This is a genomic window from Candidatus Pantoea edessiphila (assembly GCF_002933315.1).
Taxonomy (GTDB): Bacteria; Pseudomonadota; Gammaproteobacteria; order Enterobacterales; family Enterobacteriaceae; genus Pantoea_C.
The window spans coordinates 1-12,809 of sequence record NZ_PDKT01000001.1 but is presented as its reverse complement, the minus strand read 5'-3'; the positions used below and the strand labels follow the sequence as shown (position 1 = coordinate 12,809).

Sequence of the window (12,809 nt, the reverse complement as noted above, 5' to 3'; positions counted from 1 at the left end):
CTGACTATAATATACAGAGCTTTATGCAAAAAGATATGGAGTAATTTCAATATGTTTAATCCCCATTTTTATAAACGATTGTAATGTATTTATTAAGAACCTACATATATTTTTATCAAAATGGCAACAAACATATTTCTATTAAAGATAAATAATATTAATTTTTTTAAATTTATCAAAAATATTGATCGTTAATCACAAAATTTAATCAATACTCTACGGAAACAAGAGCATAATATCTTATATCACATATAGTAATCAATTATTTTCATAAAGTATAATTAATATTTGTTATATATTAAATCATATAATGAATTTTACTTGCTAGTATTTTTAATACAATAATGTTTTGAAGATTAAAAGTAAATAAAGTGATTTAAATCAAATATTGATTAACATAATTATAGTTCAGTTGGATCAATATCTAAATTTAATTTAACTTTACGTGCTTCTGGCATGGTGTAAATTAAAGGTAAAGATTTATTAATTAGTTTTTGTAAGTATTTCCTTGAAGGATGTTGAATTAACAAGTTCCATCGCCAACGTCTGTTCTTTTTTGGTTGCAAAGATGGTAAAGGTCCCATAAACCATATAAATTTGTCATTTAAGGAATAATTTTCTAATAAACAACGCAATTTTTGAAGTAATTTCACTGCTTTTTGACTATCAAAGTTCTCAGCACGAAATAAAACATGATTAGTCCATGGTGGAAGTAATACTAATTTACGTTCTAGTAATGTTTTTTCTGCGAAACCGAAATATCCTTTATTTAATAAAATTTTTAATAACGGATGATCAGGGTAATGAGTTTGTAGTAAGACTTCTCCTTGTTTGTTAGCACGTCCAGCTCTTCCAGAAACTTGAACATAGAGTTGAGCAAAACGTTCAGTAGCTCTAAAATCAGATGAAAATAAAGCCCCATCTACATTTAATAAAGATACTAAAGTAACATCTGGAAAATGGTGACCTTTTGTAATCATTTGAGTACCAATTAGAATACACGGCTCTCCTAAATTTATATTATCTATATAATTCTTTAATGAATTTTTATTTCTTGTTGTATCGTAGTCTATACGTAGTATTTTTATATTGGGAAATAATTGTTTTAATTTTTCTTCAATTTGTTCGGTACCTACTCCGATTGGTATGAGATCTTTTAATGTGCAATTAGGACATACATTAGGTATTATACGCTTATTATGGCAGTAATGACAAATCAGTTGACGACTATATTGATGTAATGTATAATGACGATCGCAGTTGCTGCATTCAGCGATCCAGCTGCAATTATGACACAGCAGTGAGGGTGAAAAACCTCTCCTATTTAAAAATAATAAAACCTGATTTTTAGCATTTAGATGGGCTTGAATTTTCTTAATGAGAACATGAGATAAACCTCCGTTTAGTGTTAATCCTTTAATATCTACTACCTGTTCTAACACTATTCTAGCATTACCTACACGATTATTCAAATTTAACTGGCGGTATTTACCTTTAAAGACATTATGTAATGTTTCTAATGCAGGAGTTGCTGAACCCATTACAATTGGTATATTTTCTTGATAAGCTCTATATACTGCTAAATCACGTGCTTGGTACCTCAAACCTTCCTGCTGTTTGTAAGCATTATCATGTTCTTCATCAATAATGATGATACCTGGCCTTGCAAGAGGGGTAAATAATGCCGAACGAGTGCCAATTACAATAGCATTTTCACCACGTTTTGCTCTTAACCATACAGCAAGACGTTCTGTATTATTTAGTTCAGAATGTAATAAATCAATAGGAACATTAAAACGTTTACGAAATATATTGATTGCTTGAATTGTTAAACCAATTTCCGGGACTAAAATTAATGCTTGTTGGTTACGTATTAAAATATTTTCTAATATTTGAAGATATACTTCAGTTTTACCAGAACTTGTAATACCTGCTAATAACCAAGCAGCATAATGTTGATCTTCTTTTCTTATAGCATTAATAGCTATTTTTTGATCTACATTTAATATTGGTTTTTCACCTTTAATAATACAATTATTATACCAATTGTTTATTGGTAATTTATATTCAATAAGCTTACATAGGCCTTTGACATGTAATGCTTTAATAACTGAATATTTTATATTATAATTCCTAATATGGTTAAAACTTAGTGGTTTCTGACGCAATAATTTTAAAGCTTTTTGTTGTATCGGTGCATTATTAAGAGTTTCAATTTTAATTGAATAACCTTTCTCAGTTAATTGCCATAATAATTTTGGATTATTATATATTATTTTTCCTTTACGCAATAATGTAGGAATAGAGTGAATTAAAACTTCTCCTAAAGGTGAATGATAATAATTTGAAGCCCAATTTAGTAAATTCCATAAAGAACTATTAAATAAAGATTCTTTATCTAATATTTCTTCAACTGTTTTTAATTTTATTTTTTTTGAATCAATAATAATATTTTCATGTAGTGATACTATAATACCAATCATTTTTCTATGACCAAAGGGCACTTTTACACGCCCTCCTATAATTGGTTTAATATCTTTTGGACATATATAACTAAAGACACGATTTAACGGAATTGGCAAAACAACTTGAATAATAGACATGCTTATCTCTTTTAATAAAAACATATAAATTTATATCTTTTATATAAAATAATAAATTCAATATAATATATAAATAATAAACATCAGTAATGTACTTACTGCATCAAAAAAGTGGAATTATACATTTTATAATGATAAAAAGTATAATTTACATTGTCATTTAAATTAATGTTATTTAAATAAGTTCCCATGAATTTTATAGGAGATTTTTATGAAAAAAGATATTCATCCTAATTATGGAATAATTAGTGCTAATTGTACTTGTGGCAATATGATTACAATTAGTTCTACTTTACAACATAAATTAAATTTAGATGTATGTAATAAATGTCATCCATTTTATACAGGAAAGCAAAGAGATGTTTCAACTAAAGGTCGTGTTGATCGTTTTAATAAGAGATTTTCTTTAGTTACAAAAAATAAATAGATCAATTATTAACAAAACGGAATGCTTATTATAAATTTAAAGCATTCCTAGATTTTTATAAAATATTCAATTAAATAATAAGTATATTTTTAGTTAATTAATTCAAATATGATAATTAGTGTGTTAATTATTTTGTAATATTCATTAAATTAATATAATTCAATTTTAATTGATAATTATATCTAAAATTTAGAATAATGACTAAAAACTAATATATTTTCATAATAATTAATTATTAGGATAAATATGAAATTTAAAAAAGCAACTATTGCAGTCCACAGTGGTTTAAATACTGATATACAGTATGGTTGTGTATCGCCTCCAATTTATCTTTCTAGTACTTATAATTTTATCGATTTTAAAGAACCAAGATTGCATGATTATTCACGACGTAGTAATCCAACAAGGGATATAGTACAAAATGCTTTATCTGAATTGGAGGGTGGTAATGGCGCTGTTTTAACTAATACTGGCATGTCAGCAATTCATTTAATAACAACTTGTTTTCTTCAACCCAGAGATTTACTAGTTGCACCATATGATTGTTATGGAGGTAGTTATCGTTTATTTTCTAGCATGCACCAACGTAATGCATATCGTGTAAAATTTATCAATCAAAATGATAAACTAGCATTACAAGAAATTTTTGATAAACAACCAAGATTAATACTTATCGAAACTCCTAGTAATCCTTTATTACGAGTTGTAGATATTGCAATGATTTGTAAATTAGCTCGTGAAACAGGAACTATTAGTGTAGTAGATAATACATTTATGACTCCAATATTGCAAAATCCTCTTTCTCTAGGAGCTGATTTGGTTGTTCATTCATGTACTAAATATATTAATGGTCATTCTGATGTACTAGCTGGTGTAGTTATTGCGAAAGAGCCTGAATTCATATCTAAATTATCTTGGTGGAGTAACAACATAGGTGTAACTGCAGCAGCTTTTGATAGCTATCTATTGCTACGTGGTTTGCGTACTCTGTTGCCTAGAATAGAAATAGCTCAAAATAATACTAAAGCCATTATTGATTATTTAAAGCAACAAAAATTAGTTAAACAAATATATCATCCTTCCTTAAAGGATAATATCGGATATAAATATGCACTTAAACAACAAAAGGGCTTTGGAGCTATTTTAAGTATAGAACTTAAAGGAAATAATGAATTGTTAAAACTTTTTTTGAGTTCTCTTAAATTATTTACTTTAGCGGAATCTTTAGGGGGTGTAGAAAGTTTAATTTGTCATTCAGCTACTATGACACACGCAGGTATGTCTGTTGAGGCAAGAACTATAGCAGGTATTTCTGATATGTTATTGCGTATTTCAGTAGGAATTGAAAATAAAGATGATCTAATCTTTGATCTAGATCAGGCATTTAAAATTGTATCTAAATAATATTTTATTCAATAAGATAAAAATTCTTGCAGTAATAAATTAAAATTATAGTTAGCAATAAAATATAATAATAAAATATTTAACTTATTATTAATTTAGATAAATAATCTAGCTAAGTAATTTTTATTATCTTAATTTTAACTGCATTATTATTAGTATTGCTTGCATATAACTTATTTTTCATTCTTATACAGTAACGTTTTATATGTAATATTCCTTTTTTTAATATAAAATACATTTAACATATTTTTAATATGTTAATTTATATATAATTTTAGTTGATATCATTAAGCAAGGTAAATGAGATGAGTGATTATTACACTGATCAACAAAAAAAATTAAGTAAAGTTGAATTAAAATTTAATAAAAAATTTAATATTTCATTTGAATTTTTTCCTCCTCGCAATAAAGAAATGGAAGAAACGTTATGGAAATCTATTAATTTTCTTAGTCAGTTAAAACCTAAATTTGTATCCGTTACACATGGTGCTAATTCAGGAGAAAATAGACTTACATATAGCATTACTAAAGATATTAAAGATCGAACTGGATTGGAAGTTGTTCCTCACCTTACATGCATTAATTATACACGTAATGAATTAATTAATATAGCAAATAATTATTGGAATAATGGTATTTGTAAAATTATTGCTTTAAGAGGTGATTTACCTAATAAAAAAAATATTAAAACAAATATGTATTGTTATGAGTTAATTGCTTTATTGAAAAAAGTAGGTGATTTTGATATTTCTGTTGCTGCATATCCTGAAGTACATCCAGAAGCAAAAAATGCACAAGCTGATTTACTTAATCTAAAATGTAAAATTGATGCTGGTGCTAATCGTGCAATTACTCAATTTTTTTTTAATATAGAACATTATTTACGTTTTAGAGATCGTTGTGTTGCTGTTGGTATTGATGTTGAAATTGTACCTGGAATTTTACCTGTATCAAATTTCAAGCAATTACGACATTTTGCAAAAATCAGTAAAGTGCAAATTCCCTTATGGATGTATGAAATATTTAATGGTTTAGATAATGATTTTGAAACTTGTAAAATGATAGGTGCTCACATAGCTATGAATATGGTAGAAATTTTATCCAATGAAGGTGTTAAAGATTTTCATTTTTATACACTTAATCGATACGAGATGAGTTACTCAATTTGTCATACATTGGGTATTAAACCTCATAAATTATTTTCCATACAATAAATTTCTATACAGTAAATATAATGTATTGTATTGAAAAAATTTTAATTAAACAATTATATGCATTCTAATGATATTATTAATTACAAAAATAATGAATCATCTGATAAATATTTTTATAAGTAGGTTTAATATATGATGTATCCATAAATTCATTTGGTTGATGTGCTTGATTTATTGAACCAGGACCAAAAATCAAAGTAGGACATAATTTTTGTATGAATGGTGCCTCTGTGCAATAATTTACTGACTCAAAATTTGTATTTAATAATTTTTTGATTTTTCTAACAAAAAAATTACTGGTAGAACATTTATATGCAGGAACAGATGAATGTAATTCATCAATAATTATTCTATTTGGCCAATTTTTTTTAATGGGTTCTAAAGCGTCATGAATAAATTTGTTTACTTCAATAATAGTGATATTCGATAAAAAACGAATGTCTATATGTAATTCACAATAAGAACATACACTATTTGATACATCTCCTCCTTTAATGTAACCAAAGTTAAGAATGTATGGAGGATTAATAGAACGATTACAATTATTTTTTTCGATACTATTACGCAATTTTATCAAATTTTTTATTACTTGTTGCATTATTTCGATAGCATTGACACACTTATATAAATTACTTGAATGACCTGAATCTCCTGTAATGCGAATTATATTAGATATATGACCTCTATGTTCATAAACAAGTTTAAGATCAGTTGGTTCACCTATTATAGCAATATCTGGATTCAATATAATTGATTCTGAAAAGTTTTTAGCACCAACCATTGTTGTTTCTTCATCGGCAGTAGCTAAAATATAAAGAGGTTTTCGCAATGTTTTTATATCAACATTGCGTAATACATCAATAATAAAAGCAAAAAAACCTTTCATATCTACTGTTCCTAAACCGTATAATTTATTATTAAATTCAGTTAAAACAAAAGGATCATATTTCCAAGAGTTAGGATCAAAAGGTACAGTATCAGTATGACCTGCTAACATTAGACCACCTAAACCAGATCCAGTTTTTGCTAATAAATTAAATTTATTATTTGTATTTAGAATAGGATATATTTCTATGCTTAACCCAAGATCGTAAAACCAACTAGCTAATATATCGATCAATAATTTATTACTATTATCGAATTTAGGATCGATTGAACTAACCGATGGTATTGATATTAATTTTCGATAACATTCAAAAAAAGAAGGTAATCGTGTTTTCATTAATTATATTCCTTATATAAATTAAAATTCATTAATAATACGTTCTTATATTATAAGAACAATATATTAACTTTAAAATAGTGATTTTTTATGTTAAATACTTTAATTATCGGTGCCAGTGGATATGCTGGTATAGAACTTGTAAATATTTTAAGTCGTCATTCACATATTAATATAGTTGCTTTATTAGTTTCAGATAATAGTTTAGATATCGGAAAATCGTTATCTGAAGTACATCCAAGAATGAAAAATATTATAGATTTACCATTACAAAGCGTTAAAAATATTCCGAATTGGAAAAATAAAATAGATTTAGTTTTTTTAGCTACATCTCCTGAAGTTAGTCATGAACTAGCACCTAGGTTTCTTGAGATTGGCTGTGTAGTATTTGATCTTTCAGGAGCTTTTCGTATAAAAGATAAAATGTTTTATAAAAATTCTTATGGATTTCATCATAAATATGAAGAATGGTTAAATAAAGCAGTATATGGTTTAGCTGAATTTCAATACAATGAAATTAAAAAAGCTCAATTAATTGCAATACCAGGTTGTTATCCAACTATATCACATTTAGCTCTCAAACCATTGATTGATGCGGATTTACTTAATATATCACAATTACCAGTAATTAACGCTATTAGTGGAGTGAGTGGATCTGGACGTCAAGCAAATATAAATACTCATTTTTGTGAAATTAGTTTGCAACCTTACGGTATCTTTAATCACCGTCATTATTTAGAGATTGTGAAATATTTAGGAATTCAAGTAATTTTTATTCCGCATATTAGTAACTTTGCCCGTGGAATTTTAGCTACTATTACTTGTTTGATGAAAAGTAGCGTAAGTAATAAAAATATTAGTAAAGTATTTCATGAGATTTATTATAATAAGCCTTTTATTAGAATATATGAAGAAGGATTTCCATCTTTAAAAGCAGTGAGTAATTTACCTTACTGTGATATTGGTTTTGCAACAAAAGGTAATCACTTGATTATTGTTGCTGCAGAAGATAATTTATTAAAAGGAGCAGCATCTCAAGCAGTACAATGTATGAATATTCGTTTTAACTTTCCTGAAACTCAATCAATTATATAAAATAAATATGATAAATTAATATGAATAATCATTTGGTTATAAAATTAGGTGGTAATATTTTAAAAGAAAAAATAGAGTTGAATAATTTATTTAAAATCATAGCAAATTATCGCAATATTTTTAATCGTTTTATCATAATTGTTCATGGTGGTGGTTATATAGTAGATGATTTAATGAATAAGTTATCATTAACTATAGTAAAAAAAAATGGATTAAGAGTTACTCCTATTGATCATATCGATATTATTACTGGTGCTTTAGCAGGGACAGCTAATAAAAAATTTCTTGCTTGTGCAAGACAACATGATATTAATGCTGTAGGTTTATCCTTAGGAGATGGAAATATAGTTAAATCCACACAAATTAATGAACAATTAGGTTATATTGGTGAGGTGTTTCCCGGAAAACCATCATTATTGAATACATTACTAAATGGTGGATATATGCCAATAGTTAGCTCGATAGGAATTGATAATAACGGTTATTTGTTAAACATTAATGCTGATAAAGCTGCTGCTGCTGTAGCATTAACTATAAATGCTGATTTACTGCTTTTATCAGATGTAAATGGCATAATTGACAATAAAGGGTCTTTAATTACAGAAATAAATAGAAATGAAGCAAAAAAATTAATTTCTAATAAAATAATTACAAATGGTATGATTATTAAAGTTAAAGCAGCATTAACTGCTGCTCGTGTACTAAATAGACCTGTAAATATCTCTAGCTGGAAAAAATCTGATCAATTGATTTCTTTGTTAAATGGATATTCAATTGGTACTAGAATTGTTTATTAATAGTTATATCCAAAGGATTTTATAAATGATGCAACAAAAAATTAAAAAAATAGTACTAGCCTACTCTGGTGGACTTGATACCTCAGCAATAATACCATGGTTAAAAGACAATTATCATTGTTGTGAAGTAATTGCCTTTGTAGCTGATGTCGGTCAATCTCATCATTCTTTAGATGGTATAGAAAAAAAAGCTATTCAATCTGGCGCTTCTTCCTGTTATATAATTGATTTAAAAGAAGAATTTGTTAAAAATTATATTTATCCGGTATTACAAACAGGCGCAGTATATGAAGGTTATTATTTAATGGGAACATGTATGGCAAGGCCTATTATAGCAAAAGCACAAGTTGATTTAGCTATGAAACTAAATGCTGACGCTTTATGTCATGGAGCAACAGGTAAAGGCAATGATCAAGTACGTTTTGAAACTACTTATGCTGCAATAGCACCACATTTAAAGTTAATAGCTCCTTGGCGAGAATGGAATTTACATTCTAGGGGAGATCTCATAAATTTTTTAAAAAATAAAAATATACCTAATGATGTTTCTTTAGAAAAAATATATAGTAGAGATGAAAATGCATGGCATGTTTCAACTGAGGGTGGCATATTAGAAGATCCCGAAAAAGAAGCAAATAAAGATTGCTGGGTATGGACTAATGATCCATTATATGCTCCTAATCAACCAGAAAAAATAGTTATTAATATCGAACGAGGACAAATAACCGGAGTTAATAAAGAAAATCTAAGTCCTTTCAAATGCTTAAAAAAATTAAATATAATAGGTGCTAAGCACGGGATAGGTCGTGTTGATATAATAGAAAATCGCTTAATAGGTATAAAATCAAGGGGATGTTATGAAACACCTGGTGGAACTATAATGGTCAATGCATTACGTGCTTTAGAACAATTAGTTTTGGATCGTGATAGTTTTAAATGGCGAGAAAAAATTGGTCATGAAATGTCTTATATAGTATATGATGGAAGATGGTTTAGTCCATTACGTGAGTCTATACAAGCAGCTGCTAAAGTATTAGCGGAACAAATGACTGGTGAAGTAGTTATGAAAATTTATAAAGGTAATGCTATTGCTATAGAAAAAAGATCAATTAATAGTTTATATTCAAAAGATTATGCTACTTTTGAAGAAGATAATGTATATAATCATCATCATGCGGATGGTTTTATTCGATTATTTTCTCTTTCTTCTAGAATTCGTGCTCTTATAAAGAAATAAATAATTTTTAATATATTTGTTAGAATTGAATTTTTGTAAGATTTTAATAAATGGGGAAATTTATATGTCACTTTGGGGTGGACGATTTAGTAAATCAATAAACCAAAAATTTAAAGCATTTAATAATTCATTATATTTTGATTATCGATTAGCAGAACAAGATATTATCAGTTCTATTGCATGGTCAAGAGCATTAACTACAGTAAATGTTTTAGATTTTAATGAACAGAAACAAATAGAATATGAACTAAATTGTCTGTTGGAAAAGATTCGTATTAACCCTAAAATAATGTTATCAAGTAATAATGAAGACATTCATAGTTGGGTAGAAGATCAATTAATAGAAAAATTAGGTGAATTAGCTAAAAAATTATACACTGGACGTAGTCGTAATGATCAAGTAACAACAGATTTAAGATTGTGGTGTAAAATCAGTATTAAAAAATTACTTAAATCTACTTTAGAACTTAAAAAAATACTAATATTAACAGCTGAAAACAATCAAAATACTATAATGCCAGGCTATACGCATTTACAACGTGCACAACCAATAACTTTTGCATATTGGTGTTTAGCTTACTTAGAAATGTTATTAAGAGATGAAGAAAGACTAAAAAATACCTTTAAACGTGTAGATATTAGTCCATTAGGTTCTGGAGCTTTATCAGGAACTAGTTATAATATTAATAGAAAACAATTGGCTGATTGGTTGGGATTTAAATCTGTTTCTAATAATGGCCTAGATTCAGTTTCTGACCGTGATTATGTTTTAGAATTAATATCTAATGCATCAATTGGTATGGTACATTTATCTCGTTTTGCTGAAGATATGATTTTTTTTAACAGTACCGAAGTAGGTTTTATTGAATTATCAGACGATATAACATCTGGTTCATCACTTATGCCTCAGAAAAAAAATCCAGATATATTAGAATTAATCCGTGGTAAATGTGGGCAAGTACAAGGTGCATTAACTGGAATGATGATGATTTTAAAAGGATTGCCTTTATCATATAATAAAGATATGCAAGAAGATAAAAAATTTTTGTTTAATGCTATTGATACTTGGCATGAATGTATAGATATGTCAATCCTTGTATTACATAAATTAATAATAAATAAAGCACGCTGTAAAGAAGCTGCTAAACAAAGTTATTGTAACTCAACTGAATTAGCGGATTATCTTGTGTCTAAGGGAATGCCTTTTAGAACAGCACACCATGTTGTTGGTAAAATAATATTAAAAGCAATAAATACAAATTCAGCATTAGAAGATTTAAAATTAAGTGAATTTAAAAAATTTAGTGATAAGATTACAGAAGATGTATATTCCATTCTTAGTTTACAATCTTGTATTAATAAACGTAATGTACAGGGTGGTGTATCTCCCATACAAGTTTCAAAAGCTATTAATGAAGCAAAAAAAATTATAGTTAATTCTTTAGATGATTTTTAATTAATTATTCTAGAAATTTTTTTGCTAATGTATACATTTTTCAGATATAATTATTTTCATTGCTTATAAATTTAAGTAAATAATATAAAAATTTTAAATTAAGATATATGATATTTGCTATTATTAGATGTCATATTAGTATTAAAAGATCCACGTTAATTATTATTAATAAATTTTAAAAATTATTTCAATATATTTATATCAATTTTTATAATTTAATTAACTAAAAATTATAGATAACACCAAATTTCATCTTACAATTAAAATGAAAATATGTCATTATATTTAATGAAATGATTTAATCAGTGAATATAATTTTTATCTACAATAATAAAAGTGATAATTGTCCGTTCATGAATAATCCTAACTATAAACCTATTATACTTATCTTTGATTCTGGTATTGGAGGCCTATCAGTATATAATGAAATAAAAAAACAATTTCCAAATATTCATTATATTTATATTTTTGACAATGCTGGTTTTCCTTATGGTAATAAGGAACAATTGTTTATTATTAAGCGTATTATTAATATTTTTGAAAAAATAGTAAGTATTTTTTCAATATCTTTAGCTATCATAGCTTGCAATACTGCAAGTATAATTTCTCTCTTCGAGTTACGTAAACGTTATGTTTTTCCTATTATAGGATTAGTACCAGCTATCAAACCTTCAGTAAAAATAACAAAAAATGGTATAATAGGACTATTAGCAACCCATAATACTATTACTAGCATGTATGTAAATAAATTAATATATAAATTTGCTAAAAATTGTATAATATTAAAAATACAATCAAGTAAATTAGTATATTTAGCGGAAGAAAAATTTATAGGTAAAAAAATTTTTTTAAAAGATTTACAATATGTTATCAATCCATGGCTAAAACAATCACAAAAACCTGATACTGTTATTTTAGGTTGCACCCATTTCGTTTTATTACGTGATGAATTACAAAAGGTACTACCATCAAATACATATTTAATTGACTCTAATATTGCTATAGCAAATCGTGTAAGCTACTTATTGAAGTATACATTAATTAAGATTGGATATTTAAAAGAAAATATAGCTTTTTGTACATGTATTAATAGCAAGTCAATACAAATTTCATTAACTCTGAAAAAATATGGATTTCCTATATTACAAGAATTAAAATTTACTGAAATAATAAACCTTAATTAATATATTAATATAATCAATTATCTAACAAAGGAAGAAAGATGTCATTAAAAACTTGACTAACAGACATAACAAAGTTAAGATAGCACTGCTGTTGTTCTTTAACAATTTATCAGACAACCTGTGTAGGTATTCGTAGAATTGTATCAATTTTTTTTAAAAACATGTTACAC

Annotated in this window: 10 protein-coding genes; 8 read left to right on the top strand and 2 right to left on the bottom strand. The window is 26.6% G+C overall.

The window, feature by feature from the left end; all coding sequences use genetic code 11:
• Positions 1 to 401 precede the first annotated feature (401 nt).
• On the bottom strand, positions 402 to 2,603 hold the full coding sequence (gene priA, locus CRV12_RS00165; protein WP_136130637.1) for a primosomal protein N': 2,202 nt from the start codon (positions 2,601 to 2,603) through the stop codon (positions 402 to 404).
• Positions 2,604 to 2,814: 211 nt separating this feature from the next.
• On the opposite strand from priA, the gene rpmE reads away from it, so the two are divergent.
• The 3 genes from rpmE to metF all read left to right on the top strand — a co-directional run bounded on the left by rpmE (position 2,815) and on the right by metF (position 5,648).
• Positions 2,815 to 3,030: a 50S ribosomal protein L31 gene (rpmE, locus tag CRV12_RS00160; protein ID WP_136130636.1), complete on the top strand. Its 216-nt coding sequence runs from the start codon at positions 2,815 to 2,817 to the stop codon at positions 3,028 to 3,030.
• A gap of 246 nt (positions 3,031 to 3,276) precedes the next feature.
• Positions 3,277 to 4,434: a cystathionine gamma-synthase gene (gene metB / locus CRV12_RS00155; RefSeq protein ID WP_136130635.1), complete on the top strand. Its 1,158-nt coding sequence runs from the start codon at positions 3,277 to 3,279 to the stop codon at positions 4,432 to 4,434.
• Between the two features lie 305 nt (positions 4,435 to 4,739).
• The gene (gene metF, locus CRV12_RS00150) at positions 4,740 to 5,648 is read left to right on the top strand and encodes a methylenetetrahydrofolate reductase (RefSeq protein WP_136130634.1); all 909 of its coding nucleotides are present in this window, start codon (positions 4,740 to 4,742) and stop codon (positions 5,646 to 5,648) included.
• Between the two features lie 76 nt (positions 5,649 to 5,724).
• On the opposite strand, the gene argE is transcribed toward metF, so the two are convergent.
• Complete coding sequence (argE, locus tag CRV12_RS00145; RefSeq protein WP_136130633.1) at positions 5,725 to 6,870, bottom strand: acetylornithine deacetylase; 1,146 nt, start codon at positions 6,868 to 6,870, stop codon at positions 5,725 to 5,727.
• A gap of 90 nt (positions 6,871 to 6,960) precedes the next feature.
• Here argE and argC point away from each other — a divergent pair, with 90 nt between their 5' ends.
• From argC to murI, 5 genes are all read left to right on the top strand, one after another.
• Positions 6,961 to 7,965, top strand: coding sequence for an N-acetyl-gamma-glutamyl-phosphate reductase (gene argC / locus CRV12_RS00140; RefSeq protein ID WP_136130632.1), 1,005 nt, complete (start codon positions 6,961 to 6,963; stop codon positions 7,963 to 7,965).
• Between the two features lie 20 nt (positions 7,966 to 7,985).
• On the top strand, positions 7,986 to 8,762 hold the full coding sequence (argB, locus tag CRV12_RS00135; protein ID WP_136130631.1) for an acetylglutamate kinase: 777 nt from the start codon (positions 7,986 to 7,988) through the stop codon (positions 8,760 to 8,762).
• Positions 8,763 to 8,787: 25 nt separating this feature from the next.
• Complete coding sequence (locus tag CRV12_RS00130; RefSeq protein WP_136130630.1) at positions 8,788 to 9,999, top strand: argininosuccinate synthase; 1,212 nt, start codon at positions 8,788 to 8,790, stop codon at positions 9,997 to 9,999.
• 64 nt (positions 10,000 to 10,063) lie between these two features.
• Positions 10,064 to 11,455, top strand: a complete 1,392-nt coding sequence (argH, locus tag CRV12_RS00125) for an argininosuccinate lyase (RefSeq protein WP_136130629.1) — start codon at positions 10,064 to 10,066, stop codon at positions 11,453 to 11,455.
• A 353-nt stretch (positions 11,456 to 11,808) separates the two neighbouring features.
• Complete coding sequence (murI, locus tag CRV12_RS00120; protein WP_136130628.1) at positions 11,809 to 12,639, top strand: glutamate racemase; 831 nt, start codon at positions 11,809 to 11,811, stop codon at positions 12,637 to 12,639.
• The last annotated feature ends 170 nt before the right edge of the window (positions 12,640 to 12,809 follow it).